Here is a 12,856-nt window from a genome sequence, read left to right as displayed (position 1 = left end):
CTCTCCATTGCTTCACTTGACGGTGACGTGGCCGACCATGCCGTAGTCGCGATGGTCCGGGATCAGGCAGGAAAATTCGAACGTGCCGGCCTTGCTGAACTTCCAGAGGATCTCGGCGGTCTTGCTCGGGGCGAGCCGGACCCCGTTCGGGTCGTCGTGCTCCATGTGCGGATGTTTCTTCATCACCTCGGCGTGCTCGAGGTTCTCCTTGATGGTGGCGAGCAGGAATTCGTGGTCTTCCTTGCCGCTATTGCGCAGCACGAAGCGGATCTGTTCGCCGCGTTCGACCGTGATGTTCGACGGCTCGTAGGACATCTCGCTCATCGCGATCTCGACGGTACGTGCCGGCTTCTTGGGATCGCCGGGCTCGCCGGCCGAAAAGGTCTCATGACCGTGCTGGTCATGAGCAATGGCCGGCGCGATCGAAAGCGCAGCCAGCGCGAGGGCGAGTTTGATCGTCTTCATCTTGTTCTCCAGTTGGTGGTTCATCGAAACGCTCACATCTTCATGTTCTTCATCGGCGGCGTGCCGCCTTGCTGCCGCGCCGGTTCCGTGGCCGGCGGCGTCACTTCGTAGGCGACGGTGCCTTGCGGGAATTTGTACGGGCCGGGATCGCCGTAATCGTCGCGCGCGAGGTCCTCGCGGATCTTCATCACCGTGAACATGCCGCCCATCTCGATCGGGCCGAACTGGCCGGTGCCGGTCATCATCGGCAGCGTGTTGTCGGGTGCGGGCATCTCCATGTTGCCCATCGCCATGCCGGTCGAGCCCATCGCCATGCTGTCGGGCGCGAGCTTGCCGACGGCCTTGGCGAGATCCTTGCGCGACACGCCAATGAGGGTGCGCACCTCGTGTCCCATTGCGTTCATGGTGTGATGCGACTTGTGGCAGTGGAACGCCCAGTCGCCGGGATTGTCGGCGAGCACGTCGAACACCCGCACAGCGCCGACGGGGACGTCGGTGGTCGTCTCGGGAATCTGCGCGCTCTCCGGAATCCAGCCGCCGTCGGTGCAGGTCACCGCGAAGCTGTGGCCGTGCAGATGGATCGGATGGTTGGTCATGCTGAGATTGCCGATGCGCACGCGCACCTTGTCGCCGAGCCGTACCGGCAGTGGATCGATCCCCGGAAACACCCGCGAATTCCAGGTCCACATGTTGAAGTCGGTCATCTCGTTGACCCGCGGCAGGTAGCTGCCGGGATCGACGCGATAGGTACTCATCACGAAGACATAGTCGCGGTCGACGGGCCGAAAATTCGGGTCGCGCGGATGCACGACGACCATGCCCATCATGCCCATAGCCATCTGCACCATCTCGTCGGAATGCGGGTGGTACATGAAGGTCCCGCTCTTCTTCATCTCGAACTCGTAGACGAAGGTCTTGCCCGGATCGATGTGCGGCTGATTCAGCCCGCCGACGCCGTCCATGCCGCTCGGCACGATCATGCCGTGCCAGTGAACGGTGGTGTATTCAGGCAATTTGTTGGTGACGAAGATGCGGACCTTGTCGCCCTCGACGGCCTCGATGGTCGGGCCCGGCGACTGGCCGTTATAGCCCCACAGGTTCACCTTCATGCCTTCGGCGAACTCGCGCACCACGGGTTCGGCGACGAGGTGGAATTCCTTCCAGTCACCGTTCATGCGGAACGGCAGCGACCAGCCGTTCAGCGTGACCACGGGGCGATAGTCCGGGCCGCTGATCGGATGCAGCGGCGGCTGCATCACCACTTTGTCCATGTGAGGTGCTTCCGGAATCGACGCAGCCTGGACGCGGCCGCTGATGGCCGACGCGCTGGCAAGCGCGGCAGTGCCCAAGAATCCTCGGCGGGAATACATGCTGGCCTCCATATCAGTGGTCGCCGTCGGCAGACGCTGCCGCGGCGATGGTGGTTGACGTGTCGCCGCCGGAAGCAGGCGCGCCACCGCCATTGACGGCGGTCTGCAAGTCGGACTGGGCGAGGAAGAATCTTTGCCTGGCATCGATGGCGCCGCGCAGCGACGCCAGGCGCTGCCGCGCCTCGGTGAGCAACGCAAAAATGTCGACCTGCATGCTGGAGAAGCGGAGCTGCATCTCCTCGGTGATGATTTTGCGCAGGGGGATGATCTCGCGCTGGTAATGACTGGCGATATCGTAGGTGGACCGGTAGGTCCGGTAGGCATCGCGCGCCTCGGAGCGAACGTTCACGGCACGCTCGGTCAGGCGATTGAAGGCGAGATTGTAGGTCTCCGCCGCTTGTCGCACGCGCACCTCACCGCCGTCGAAGATCGGGATCTGGAACTGCACGTCAAAACCGCGTTCGCGGAACGGCGCCCCTACCGGATCCTGGGTGCGGCGCGAGATGCCGGCGAGATCGAGCAGCGTCACGAAGCGCGTCGCCTCGGTGAGATTGAGCGATTTGGCCAGCGCCGTCAGCTCGAGCCGCGCGATCTGCAAGTCGATGCGATGGGCGACCGCGTCGGCCTCGATCGAAGGCAGTGCCTGCGGCCGGCGCGGTAGCGGCGGCAACTGGTTGGGCAGACGGAAATCGAGGCCGTCGTCCCACAGTCCCATCAGGCGCGCGAGCCTTTCGCGCGTGCTCGTCGCGGCCTGCCGCGCGGTCGCGAGGTCGGCGGTGGTCTCGGCGTAGAACACCTGTTCGCGGGCCTGGTCGAGCTTGTTGATCGAGCCGGTTTCGCCGAGCTTTACGGCGAGTTGGGCCGTCGATTCCGCCGTCGCTTTCGCGTCCGTCAGCAGCACCGCCAGCTCGTTGCAGGTGACCGCGCGGACATAGGCGCGGCGCACGTCGGCCGCGAGCCGTAACGTCGCCAGTGCCGCGCGCAATTGGGCCTGGCGGAAGCGGTCGCGCGCGATGTCGGAGCGGAACGGCAGGGTCGCCAGCGCGAGGATGTCACCGACCACCTGGCGCTCGATCTCGTTCGCGCCATTGCCCGATATCCGCGAGATCGAGAACACGGGATTGGGCGGCAGGCTTTGCTCCACCAGCTCGGTTTCGGCCAGCGCCAGCTCGTTGTAAGCGGCTTGCAGCCCCTTGTTGTTGAGCAGCGCGATCTGCACGGCGGTCTCGGCGGTCAGCGTGCGCGCCAGCAACCGGTGGACGGTCGCGTTGACAGCCTCGGCGCCTTCTGCCGATCGGACGAAGGCGACGTCCTTGTTGATGGTCTGGCTGGCGAGGTCCGAGACCGTCGTCATGCCGCCGTCCGGCGAGAACGCCATGCAGCCGGAGAGTCCGAACGCGGTGAGCATGAGCAGGCCGCGCGCAAGATGGTGTGCCATGGCGCGCGCCTACCTGTCCTGCTTGGGCTGCGGCGCGACGGCGTCGTTGCGGTCGCGCCACGGCGCCGGCGTCGCAGGCCGCAGGCTGGTATAGGGCGCGACGGTCGACCGATAACTGGCGCGGGCGACCTTTGCCGAGGGATCGGCAGGATCGGCGTCGGCCACTTGCGTGGTGGCCGGCATGCAGCCGGACAGCGCGAACGCAATCACGGCCAGCAGCGGCCAGCCAATTAGAAAGAGTCGTCCACGCACCGCGGATGCGGCGCCGGACTTCGCCCCGGAAAGGGTAAGCATGATTCATCCCTGAACTGTCGTGAGACCACAGGCCCGCGCGCGCAGACGCGCGCTGGCCCTGACGTCATCGTGTCAGATCAGGCGATGGGGGGACGGTAGAGCAGGGGCGGCGCCTCGCTACGCAGGCTGGCCACGATCTCGGGCGCGCAGGCGGAGATGGGCTGAAGCGGCTTGGCGACGACGGGCAGATCGGCCGGCAGCGCACTCACGCACATCATCGCGCAGCACGGGCCGACTGTTCCCTTGCCGTCATGATGATGCGGTGCAGGCGCGTCCTGCGCCGCGGTCTGGGGATGCGCATGCGGTCCGGCGTGGTCATGCGAGGCGCCGTCGTGCATGTGGCCGGCTGGCATCTGATGATGCACCGGCACGGGGTCGGCGAGGAGCGCGTCGTCGAGGCACGGCGCCGGACCATTGCCCCAGGCAAGGCTTGCGGCCGGCGCGAGCACGCAGAACAGATAGGCGAGGGCGATGATCCGCCCCACCCTGATCCGCATCGATCGTGTCAATCGCAACAGCATTCCGCCGATAGGCTCCTCGCGCGGCAGTCTTGCACACGCAGATTGCAAACTAATGGCAAAACGCGCATCCGCCAAGCATCTTCTTACCGCAGTGCACCGCGCATGCCCAATATCACGCCACGAAGCTTGACCGTGTTCCGATCCGCGGGCCATGGTTCGGCCCGTGCACGCCCCAAATCATCCCGGACAAACATCAGACTCATTAGACTCATTCAGCCCTGATTCCCGTCAGGCCTGGGTGCGGCTTGTCATTGCGCTTCTGATCGGATCGATCGGAGGCGTCGGCATGTGGGCGATCGTGGTCATGATTCCCGCGGTCCAGGCCGAATTCGCCGCCACGCGCGGCGCGGTGTCGCTGGCCTTCACCCTCATGATGTTCGGCTTCGGGCTTGGCGGCGTGATCGCCGGCAAGATCACCGACCGATTCGGCATCGTGCCGGCGATGGCGATCAGCATCGCCTTCCTCGGCGTCGCCAATGTGCTCGCGGGCCTGTCTGGTCAACTCTGGCAGTTCGTGGCGGCGTATTTCCTGATCGGGCTCGGCACCTCGGCGACCTTCGCGCCGCTGATGGCGGAGGCTTCGCACTGGTTCGAGCGCTATCGCGGGCTGGCCGTGACCATCGTCGCGAGCGGCAATTACGTCGCCGGCACAATGTGGCCGCCGCTGGTGAATTGGGGCCTGCAGACGATCGGCTGGCGCATGACCCATATCGGCATCGGTCTCGTCTGCGTGGGCTTGATGACGATCCTGGTGCTGGTCCTACGCGCGCAGATGGGCGGCAACAAGGTTCGCGATCATGCCAATGCACCGCCGCCGCGGGTCGATCTCAAGCTCTCGACCAATACGCTGACGGTGCTGCTCTCGATCGCCAGCATCTCCTGCTGCGTCGCCATGGCGATGCCGCAGGTGCATATCGTCGCCTATTGTGGCGATCTCGGTTATGGCGTGGCGAGGGGCGCCGAGATGCTGTCCTTGATGATGGCCTGCGGCATCGTCAGCCGGATCGGCTCGGGCTTTCTCGCCGACAAGATCGGCGGCGTCCGCACGCTGCTGATCGGGTCGCTGGCACAGGGCTTTGCGCTGGTGTTCTACCTGTTCTTCGACAGCCTCGCCTCGCTCTACCTGATCTCCGCGATGTTCGGACTGTTCCAGGGCGGCATCGTGCCGAGCTACGCCATCATCGTGCGCGAGGCGATGCCGGCCGGCGAGGCGGCGACCCGCGTCGGCATCGTGATCTTCGCCTCGGTATTCGGCATGTCGTTCGGCGGCTGGGTGTCGGGCGTCATCTTCGATGCCACCGGCTCGTATGCCGCGGCGTTCGCAAACGGCGTGGCCTGGAACGCGCTGAATATAGGCATCGTCCTGACCTTGCTGATCCGCTCGCGGATGAATTCGGTCAAGGCAAGACCGGGTTTCGCGACCTAAACCGCCTGTCCCGTCTTCAGCAACGAGCAGCCGGTGATCTTGTAACTGCCATCGGCCTGCTGCTCGAGCGTGTAGAGCGCCTCCCAGGCCTCGCCATTGGCGTCGACGATGTGGACGCGCTGGGCGATCCAGTTGCCTTCGGTCTTGCTTTCGCCGAACTCGAAACTCTTGTGGCGGTAGACCGGTGCGTAGCCGTTTTGCACCATGGACATGAAGATGTCGGGCGCCGGAAAGATCTCCTTGATTGCCGGTGCGGCATAGGAATAGGCGGCCGTGGCATCGTCGCGGACGAACGCCTGCTCCTGGGCGCGGATGATGCCCTGTGCCGCGGCGACGTCGTCGGCCAGTGCGCAGAGCGGGCTGAGGACAACAGCGAGAAGGAAAAGCAAGGCTGCGACGCGCACGACAGGCTCCGCGTTGATATCCCGGCGGCCTTGATCCTAGCACGATTTTGCAGAACGCGGGACGCGCTATCGCTTCCGCTTCGGCGCCGGCGTCGCGGGCTTGGCGGCGGAGCGCGCCTTGGCCTTCGCGCCGGGCTGCACGCGCAGCCCGTCGACGAACACGTCGAGCATGCGCAGCACCGAGGATTGCCAGCCGGGCTGGTCGTGCATGTAGCACATGCCGATCAGAGCCCTGAGCAGGTCTTCCGGGCTGACATCGGCACGCATCTCGCCGGCCGCGACGGCGCGGTCGAGCAGCGAGCCGATCGCCTTGGTCAGCCGGTCCATCGAGAAGGCCGAAAGTTCCGACGAGCTCTGGAACGTCAGCGCCAGCGCCGCCGACATGCCTTTTTTCGTGGCCACGAATTCGACCCCGGAACGTAGCCAGCGGCGCAGCGCGTCGACCGAGTCCTTCGCATTCTTCAACTGCTCGGCAAGCTCGCTGAGCTGCTCGACTTCGCGCCGGTATACCGCCTCGAACAGATCCTCGCGCGTCGGGAAATGCCGGTAGAGCGTGCCGATGCCGACGCCGGCGCGTTTCGCCACGGCCTCCAGGCTCGCCTCCGGACCGCCCGCGTTGAACACGGCCTTGGCCGCCTCGAGCACGCGCTCGCGATTGCGCACGGCATCGGCGCGGGGCTTTCGGGTCTGGTCGGTGTGGTCGTCCATGCCGGCAATGTAGATCACGAATTGGTTAGATTGAACCCTTGGCTAGCTGCATCGCGTTGTCTGCGCATGGGCTTTTGACGAATTCCAAATATTTTTCGGCGGCCCTTGTTAAGCGGAGGGTGCCTCCGTATCTTCGTTGGGATGTTGCCCGGCTTCGCCCGGTCAACGCTGGAATCGACGGCGGCCACGGCGGTGGCGCGCCGCGCGATCACTCATGTCCATATCTGATCGGAGCCTTGTATGAACCACTCCATCAGCCTCACCGTGAACGGTGCGCGGCGCGACTTCGTCCTTGACGATCCGCGCGTCACGCTGCTCGATCTCCTGCGTGAGCGCCTCCATCTGACCGGAACCAAGAAGGGATGCGACCGCGGCCAGTGCGGCGCCTGCACTATTCTCGTCGACGGCAAGCGTATCAATTCCTGCCTCGCGCTCGCCGTCAGCCATGACGGCGCCGACATCCTCACCATCGAGGGCGTTGCGCGCGGCGACCAGCTTCACCCCGTGCAGGCCGCCTTCATTGCCCATGACGGATTTCAGTGCGGCTTTTGCACGCCCGGCCAGATCATGAGCGCGATCGGCATGATGCGCGAGGCCCAGGCCGGCGACGATCCCGAACGCATCCGCGAATGCATGAGCGGCAATCTCTGCCGCTGCGGCGCCTATGCCGGCATCGTCGATGCCGTGCGCGAGGCGCAAGAACGCATGGACGAATCCAATCAGAGGCGCTCCGCATGAAACCGTTCGATTATGTCAGGCCGGCCACGGTTACTGAAGCCGTTGCCGCCGCCGGCCAGCCGGGCGCTGTCTATCTCGCCGCCGGCACCAATCTGCTCGATCTGATGAAGGGCGGCGTGAGCCGTCCGGATCGCCTGGTCGATGTCACGCATCTCGAAGGGCTCGACGCAATCGAGCATCTCGCCGATGGGTCGCTGCGTATCGGCGCGCTGGTGAGCAACGCCGATCTTGCGCATGACCCGGATTTTGCAAAGGCCTATCCGGCCGTCGCCGAAGCGCTACTCTCCGGGGCTTCGGCGCAATTGCGCAACGCCGCGACCGTCGGCGGCAATCTGCTGCAACGGACGCGCTGCGCATATTTCTATGACACCGCCAGCCGCTGCAACAAGCGCGAGGCGGGCAGTGGCTGCGACGCCCGCGACGGCGAGAACCGCACCCATGCCGTGCTCGGCTGGAGCGAGAGCTGCATCGCCACGCATCCCTCGGACTTCTGCGTGCCCCTGGTTGCACTTGACGCCATCGTCGAGATCGAGGGCAGGAGCGGGCGTCGCGAGATCGCACTGGACGAACTGCATCGCCTGCCCGCCGATACGCCTCAGCGCGAGGCCGCGCTCGAACCCGGCGACCTGATTGTCGCGGTGCGCCTGCCGGCTGCGGCGCGCGGCTTTGCGGCGCATGCGCGCTACCTCAAGGTTCGTGAGCGCACATCTTACGCCTTTGCCGTCGTCTCGGCCGCCGCTGCGTTGCAGATCGAAAACGGCCAGATCAGGGAGGCGCGGCTCGCGCTCGGCGGCGTTGCCGCAAAGCCCTGGCGTGCCCGCGCAGCGGAAGACGTGCTCAAGGGTGTCGCGCCCACGGCCGACGCCTTCCAGGAAGCCGCCTGGCGCGCGCTCACCGACGCAAAGCCGTCCGGCGACAACGCCTTCAAGATCGAGCTCGCCCGCCGCATCGTCGTGCGCGCGTTGACTCTCGCCGCCGCCGGTACGCCGGCGCGCCTGCCGGCGCTGCCGGCCTCTCCCTTTGCCTCGACCTCCGGAGCCATCCATGCCTGAGCTCAATCTCACCAGCGCTCCCGCCAATCTGCGCCATGGCTCGAGCATCGGCCAGCCTCTGACCCGGCGCGACGGCCTCATCAAGGTCAAGGGGCAGGCGACTTATGCGGCCGACAATCATCCGCCCGGGATGCTGTTTGCGGTGATGGCGGTCTCGAGCATTGCGCGCGGCCGCGTGGTCTCGCTCGATGTCTCTGCTGCCAAGCGCCATCCCGGCGTCGTCGACGTCATGACACCAGACCACAAGCCGCCACTCGCGATCGACCCCGAGATCAAGACCAACCCGTTCGTGTTCCGGATGGAGGTGCTGCAGAGCGACGAGGTCCGCTACGCCAACCAGCCGATCGCCGTCGTGATCGCCGAGACGCTGGAAGCGGCAACGGAAGGCGCGGTGCTGCTGGCGCCGCGCTATGAGGCGCTGCCTGCGCTCGTCGGCCTCGATGCCGGCGAGAGCTACGTGCCGCCGGTCGTCGGCGTCGGCAATCCCACGGAAAGCCACCGCGGCGATGTCGAGGCGGGCCTTGCCTCGGCCGAGAAGCAGATCGATGCGGTCTACGAGACGCCGCCGCAATATCACAATGCCATGGAGCCGCATGCGATCGTGGCCAGCTGGGACGGGGACAATCTGTCGGTCGACATGCCGACCCAGGGCCTGATGCTCTCGCTCGGGCGCATCGCCGAGCTGTTCGGCATTGCGCCTGACAAGATCCACATCCGCAGTCCGTTCCTCGGTGGCGGTTTCGGCTCCAAGGGGCTGATGTCCGGCCCGCCGACCCTCGGCATCATGGCTGCAAGCTCGTCGGCCGGCCGGTGAAGCTCGTGCTGCGCCGTGAGCAGATGTACGGCCCGGTCGGCCATCGCGCACCGACCCGCCAGCGGCTGCGCATCGGCGCCGACGGCGAGGGGCGCCTGACTGCGCTCGATCACCATGCGAGAACCGTGTCGAGCACGTTCGACGATTTCTACGAGCCCGCCGCCGATGCCTCGCACACGCTCTATGCGGCGCCTGCGATCCGCACCTCGCACGATGCCGTGCGTGTCAACACCGGTACGCCGCTGTTCATGCGCGCGCCGGGCGAGGCGACCGGTTCGATTGCGCTCGAGAGTGCGATCGACGAGATGGCCTGGGCCTGCGGCATCGATCCGCTCGCCTTCCGTCTGAAGAACTACGCCGAGGTCGAGCCGATCACGGGAAAGCCCTTCTCATCCAAGGCGCTGCGTGCCTGCTACGAGCAGGGCGCCGCGCGCTTCGGCTGGGCCAAGCGCTCGCTCCAGCCGCGGCAGATGCGCGACGATGCCGGTCTTCTGGTCGGCTGGGGCATGGGCACCGCGACCTTCCCGGCGCTGATGTTCCAGGCGGAAGCGCGTGCCGCGATCCGCCGCGACGGCACCGGTGCAATGGAGATCGGCGCGCATGACATGGGGCAGGGCGCCTGGACGGCACTCGCCCAGATCGCAGCCGCCGGTCTCGGCCTCGATATCGATCGCGTCACGTTCAAGGCCGGAACGTCCGACCTACCCGACGCCGGCATTGCCGGCGGCTCGGCGCACACGGCGACCGCGGGCGCCGCGATCCACAGCGCCGGCGCGGCCGTGATTGCAAAGCTCGCCGCTCTTGCCACCGGCGACGAGCGCTCGCCGCTGTTCGGAGCAGGCAATGCCGGCGTGGTCGCGCGCGACGGAAAGCTGTTCCGGCGTGACGACGGGAATCGCGGCGAGAGCTACGCCGAGATCCTCGCGCGTGCCGGCGTCGCGGACGTCGAGGCGCGTGGCACCGGCGCGCCAAATCCTGCGGCGATGGAGGAGTATGCCATGCACGCCCATGGCGCGGTGCTCGCGGAGGTGAAGGTCGATCCCGAACTCGGCCAGGTCCGCGTCACGCGCATGGTCGGCGCCTTCGCCGCGGGGCGCATCGTCAATCCGCATCTGGTGAAGAGCCAGCTGTTCGGCGGCGCCGCTTCCCGATCCGGATCGAGGAATTGCTGACGCAGTCTTGAGCGCTGCGGCGATGTCAACGAGAGCCGGGCGGAGATCGCCGCGCGGCTCTCGCCCCGCGTCGAAGCGTCAGTTCATCTTCCGCCGGAGGGCCTTGATCGCCTCTCTCTGCGTCTCGATGTATGCGGCGATGGCCTCGCGCAGCTCGCGCGAGCGGAGCTTGTCGGCATCGCGCCGAACTTCGTCGAGCGCGGCTTCTGCATTGGCGAGCGTGATCTTCATCGGCGAGCCCTGTTACGAAGCGGCCCCGGAGTGCCTAGGAGTCCGGGGCCATAACCTCAGCACCTCTGCGCCAGGCTGCTCGGCTACGGTTCGTAATATATAGAGGTTCGGCTCGCGGAAATTGAGATGGCTCAAGCTCCGTAGGAAACCGGTGGCTCCGTAAGATCCCGGAGGAATTTGATCCGCGTCAAAACGTCGGCGGCGTGCAGGCCGAGATCACTTCGCACGGCTTGCCGCCGACGCAGCGGAAGCGATGCGGGCGGCGGCTCTCGAAATAATAGGCATCGCCGGGATTGAGGATGCGGCGCTCGTCCTCGACGGTGACTTCGAGCTTGCCCGAAATCACGATGCCGCCTTCCTCGCCGTCATGAACGAGATGCACGCGCCCGGTGTCGCTGCCGGGCTCGTAGCGCTCCTTCAAAATCTGCAAGCTGCGGCCGAACAGATTGTCGCCGACTTGCCGATACGAGATCGGCTTCTTGCCGACCTCGGTCAGCTCTTCGGCGCGATAGAAGATCTTGCGCCGGCTCTCCGGCTCCAGTGCGAAGAACTCGGCGAGCCCCATCGGGATGCCGTCGAGGATGCGCTTGAGCGCGCCGACCGACGGGTTCATCTGGTTGGATTCGATCAGCGAAATCGTCGAATTGGTGACGCCGGCGCGCTTGGCAAGCTCGCGCTGCGACAGCTTCTGGCGCGCCCGGATGAATCGCAGCCGTCCACCGATGTCGACGCTCATGCCCCTGGTCCCTGTTGCAGGTGTTGCGGATCGCGCAAATATGGACTAATGGCCCTAGTGAAATCAATGACTTGCAGGTCACCAGAAAAGGACTTGTTGCGCTTTGGAAGCCGTGCCTCTGCTATCCCGTCAGCAAAGGAGCGCGGCCGTGACCCTTCATCAGATTCCGAACACTATCAAGACCGACTCGTTCTGGATGCCGTTCACGGCCAACCGGCAGTTCAAGAAGGCGCCGCGCCTGTTCTCCTCGGCCGAGGGCATGCACTACACCACCGTCGACGGCCGCAAGGTGATCGACGGCTCCGCCGGCCTCTGGTGCGTCAATGCCGGCCACGGCCGCAAGCAGATCGCCGCCGCGGTCGAGCGGCAGCTGATGACGCTGGACTTCGCGCCTACGTTCCAGATGGGCCATCCGCTGGCGTTCGACTTCGCCGAGCGGCTCGCCGAAATCGCGCCGAAGGGCCTCGACCGGATCTTCTTCACCAACTCCGGCTCCGAGTCGGTGGACACCGCGCTCAAGATCGCGCTCGCCTATCATCGCGCCACCGGCCAGTCGAGCCGCACCCGCCTGATCGGCCGTGAGCGTGGTTATCACGGCGTCGGCTTCGGCGGCACGTCGGTCGGCGGCATGGTCGCCAACCGCCGCGCCTTCGCGACCCTCCTGCCGGGCGTCGACCACATCCGCCACACCCACGATCTCAGCCGCAACGCCTTCGCCAAGGACCAGCCGGAGCATGGTGCCGAGCTCGCCGACGATCTCGAGCGCCTGGTTGGCCTGCACGGCGCCGAGACGATCGCCGCCGTCATCGTCGAGCCGGTGCCGGGCTCGACCGCGGTGCTGCCGCCGCCGAAGGGCTATCTGCAGCGCCTGCGCGAGATCTGCGACAAGCACGGCATCCTGCTGATCTTCGACGAGGTCATCACCGGCTTCGGCCGCCTCGGCACGCCGTTCGCCGCCAACTTCTTCGGCGTCACGCCGGACCTGATGACGACGGCCAAGGGCATCACCAACGGCACCATTCCCTGCGGCGCGGTGTTCGCGAGCCGCAAGGTGCACGACGGGATGATGGTCGGCCCCGAGAACCAGATGGAGCTGTTCCACGGCTACACCTATTCGGCGCATCCGACGGCCTGCGCCGCCGGCATCGCGACGCTCGACATCTACAAGGACGAAGGCCTGCTCACGCGCGGTGCCTCGATCGCCGAATACTGGCGCGATGCGCTGCATTCGCTGAAGGGCCTGCCGAACGTCGTCGACATCCGCAATTGCGGCCTGATGGGCGCGGTCGAGCTGGCGCCGCGCGCCGGCGTGGTCGGCGCGCGCGGCTACGACGTGATGGTCGACTGCTTCAACACCGGCCTCTATTTGCGCATGAGCGGCGATAGCTTCGCGATGTCGCCTCCGCTCATCGTCGAGAAGAGCCATATCGACCAGATGGTCTCGATCCTCGGCGACGCCATCAAGAAGGTGGCCTGATAATTGCTCT

The 12,856-nt window shown here is 66.0% G+C and carries 14 protein-coding genes and 1 pseudogene; 6 read left to right on the top strand and 9 right to left on the bottom strand.

Annotated features, from left to right (window positions below; translation table 11 throughout):
- Positions 1-12: 12 nt before the first annotated feature.
- The 5 genes from ACFLEY_RS36640 to ACFLEY_RS36620 all read right to left on the bottom strand — a co-directional run bounded on the left by ACFLEY_RS36640 (position 13) and on the right by ACFLEY_RS36620 (position 4,088).
- Positions 13-465 (bottom strand): cupredoxin domain-containing protein, encoded by a 453-nt coding sequence (locus tag ACFLEY_RS36640; RefSeq protein WP_060912936.1) that lies wholly within the window; start codon positions 463-465, stop codon positions 13-15.
- Positions 466-497: 32 nt separating this feature from the next.
- Positions 498-1,835, bottom strand: a complete 1,338-nt coding sequence (locus tag ACFLEY_RS36635) for a copper oxidase (RefSeq protein ID WP_211433566.1) — start codon at positions 1,833-1,835, stop codon at positions 498-500.
- Between the two features lie 13 nt (positions 1,836-1,848).
- On the bottom strand, positions 1,849-3,273 hold the full coding sequence (locus ACFLEY_RS36630; protein ID WP_060910707.1) for a TolC family protein: 1,425 nt from the start codon (positions 3,271-3,273) through the stop codon (positions 1,849-1,851).
- A 9-nt stretch (positions 3,274-3,282) separates the two neighbouring features.
- Complete coding sequence (locus ACFLEY_RS36625; RefSeq protein WP_060910708.1) at positions 3,283-3,567, bottom strand: hypothetical protein; 285 nt, start codon at positions 3,565-3,567, stop codon at positions 3,283-3,285.
- Positions 3,568-3,644: 77 nt separating this feature from the next.
- Positions 3,645-4,088, bottom strand: a complete 444-nt coding sequence (locus tag ACFLEY_RS36620) for a hypothetical protein (protein WP_028175171.1) — start codon at positions 4,086-4,088, stop codon at positions 3,645-3,647.
- 151 nt (positions 4,089-4,239) lie between these two features.
- Here ACFLEY_RS36620 and ACFLEY_RS36615 point away from each other — a divergent pair, with 151 nt between their 5' ends.
- Positions 4,240-5,514: an MFS transporter gene (locus tag ACFLEY_RS36615; RefSeq protein WP_060910709.1), complete on the top strand. Its 1,275-nt coding sequence runs from the start codon at positions 4,240-4,242 to the stop codon at positions 5,512-5,514.
- On the opposite strand, the gene ACFLEY_RS36610 is transcribed toward ACFLEY_RS36615, so the two are convergent.
- Positions 5,511-5,918 (bottom strand): DUF4864 domain-containing protein, encoded by a 408-nt coding sequence (locus tag ACFLEY_RS36610; protein ID WP_060910710.1) that lies wholly within the window; start codon positions 5,916-5,918, stop codon positions 5,511-5,513. The genes ACFLEY_RS36615 and ACFLEY_RS36610 overlap by 4 nt on opposite strands.
- A gap of 66 nt (positions 5,919-5,984) precedes the next feature.
- Positions 5,985-6,626, bottom strand: coding sequence for a TetR/AcrR family transcriptional regulator (locus ACFLEY_RS36605; protein ID WP_396604994.1), 642 nt, complete (start codon positions 6,624-6,626; stop codon positions 5,985-5,987).
- Between the two features lie 240 nt (positions 6,627-6,866).
- Here ACFLEY_RS36605 and ACFLEY_RS36600 point away from each other — a divergent pair, with 240 nt between their 5' ends.
- From ACFLEY_RS36600 to ACFLEY_RS36585, 4 genes and pseudogenes are all read left to right on the top strand, one after another.
- Entirely contained in the window at positions 6,867-7,364 is a 498-nt protein-coding gene (locus ACFLEY_RS36600; protein WP_011085005.1) for a (2Fe-2S)-binding protein, read from the top strand.
- The gene (locus tag ACFLEY_RS36595; protein WP_060910711.1) at positions 7,361-8,416 is read left to right on the top strand and encodes a xanthine dehydrogenase family protein subunit M; all 1,056 of its coding nucleotides are present in this window, start codon (positions 7,361-7,363) and stop codon (positions 8,414-8,416) included. The genes ACFLEY_RS36600 and ACFLEY_RS36595 overlap by 4 nt, the downstream gene beginning before the upstream one ends.
- Positions 8,409-9,526: pseudogene (locus ACFLEY_RS36590) on the top strand (xanthine dehydrogenase family protein molybdopterin-binding subunit); the annotation flags it as partial. The gene ACFLEY_RS36595 and the pseudogene ACFLEY_RS36590, both read left to right, overlap by 8 nt.
- Positions 9,527-9,535: 9 nt before the next feature.
- On the top strand, positions 9,536-10,402 hold the full coding sequence (locus tag ACFLEY_RS36585) for a xanthine dehydrogenase family protein molybdopterin-binding subunit (RefSeq protein WP_396604993.1): 867 nt from the start codon (positions 9,536-9,538) through the stop codon (positions 10,400-10,402).
- Positions 10,403-10,480: 78 nt separating this feature from the next.
- On the opposite strand, the gene ACFLEY_RS36580 is transcribed toward ACFLEY_RS36585, so the two are convergent.
- Positions 10,481-10,633 (bottom strand): hypothetical protein, encoded by a 153-nt coding sequence (locus ACFLEY_RS36580; protein WP_171901232.1) that lies wholly within the window; start codon positions 10,631-10,633, stop codon positions 10,481-10,483.
- A gap of 187 nt (positions 10,634-10,820) precedes the next feature.
- The gene (locus ACFLEY_RS36575; protein ID WP_011085008.1) at positions 10,821-11,369 is read right to left on the bottom strand and encodes a cupin domain-containing protein; all 549 of its coding nucleotides are present in this window, start codon (positions 11,367-11,369) and stop codon (positions 10,821-10,823) included.
- Positions 11,370-11,517: 148 nt separating this feature from the next.
- On the opposite strand from ACFLEY_RS36575, the gene ACFLEY_RS36570 reads away from it, so the two are divergent.
- Positions 11,518-12,846: an aspartate aminotransferase family protein gene (locus tag ACFLEY_RS36570; RefSeq protein ID WP_039185890.1), complete on the top strand. Its 1,329-nt coding sequence runs from the start codon at positions 11,518-11,520 to the stop codon at positions 12,844-12,846.
- The last annotated feature ends 10 nt before the right edge of the window (positions 12,847-12,856 follow it).

It is taken from the genome of Bradyrhizobium sp. YCK136, assembly GCF_044570075.1.
In the GTDB taxonomy this organism is placed as follows: Bacteria; Pseudomonadota; Alphaproteobacteria; order Rhizobiales; family Xanthobacteraceae; genus Bradyrhizobium; species Bradyrhizobium diazoefficiens.
Note: the sequence above shows the minus strand (reverse complement) of the source record. Positions and strands in the feature narration are given on the sequence as shown.

What these genes read in the sequence shown, in the direction of transcription:
- ACFLEY_RS36575 (WP_011085008.1), bottom strand. Translation starts at nt 11,369, where the DNA reads ATGAGCGTCGACATCGGTGGACGGCTGCGATTCATCCGGGCGCGCCAG.
- ACFLEY_RS36600 (WP_011085005.1), top strand. Translation starts at nt 6,867, where the DNA reads ATGAACCACTCCATCAGCCTCACCGTGAACGGTGCGCGGCGCGACTTC.
- ACFLEY_RS36635 (WP_211433566.1), bottom strand. Translation starts at nt 1,835, where the DNA reads ATGTATTCCCGCCGAGGATTCTTGGGCACTGCCGCGCTTGCCAGCGCG.
- ACFLEY_RS36630 (WP_060910707.1), bottom strand. Translation starts at nt 3,273, where the DNA reads ATGGCACACCATCTTGCGCGCGGCCTGCTCATGCTCACCGCGTTCGGA.
- ACFLEY_RS36585 (WP_396604993.1), top strand. Translation starts at nt 9,536, where the DNA reads ATGGCCTGGGCCTGCGGCATCGATCCGCTCGCCTTCCGTCTGAAGAAC.
- ACFLEY_RS36620 (WP_028175171.1), bottom strand. Translation starts at nt 4,088, where the DNA reads ATGCTGTTGCGATTGACACGATCGATGCGGATCAGGGTGGGGCGGATC.
- ACFLEY_RS36640 (WP_060912936.1), bottom strand. Translation starts at nt 465, where the DNA reads ATGAAGACGATCAAACTCGCCCTCGCGCTGGCTGCGCTTTCGATCGCG.
- ACFLEY_RS36605 (WP_396604994.1), bottom strand. Translation starts at nt 6,626, where the DNA reads ATGGACGACCACACCGACCAGACCCGAAAGCCCCGCGCCGATGCCGTG.
- ACFLEY_RS36615 (WP_060910709.1), top strand. Translation starts at nt 4,240, where the DNA reads ATGGTTCGGCCCGTGCACGCCCCAAATCATCCCGGACAAACATCAGAC.
- ACFLEY_RS36595 (WP_060910711.1), top strand. Translation starts at nt 7,361, where the DNA reads ATGAAACCGTTCGATTATGTCAGGCCGGCCACGGTTACTGAAGCCGTT.
- ACFLEY_RS36625 (WP_060910708.1), bottom strand. Translation starts at nt 3,567, where the DNA reads ATGCTTACCCTTTCCGGGGCGAAGTCCGGCGCCGCATCCGCGGTGCGT.
- ACFLEY_RS36580 (WP_171901232.1), bottom strand. Translation starts at nt 10,633, where the DNA reads ATGAAGATCACGCTCGCCAATGCAGAAGCCGCGCTCGACGAAGTTCGG.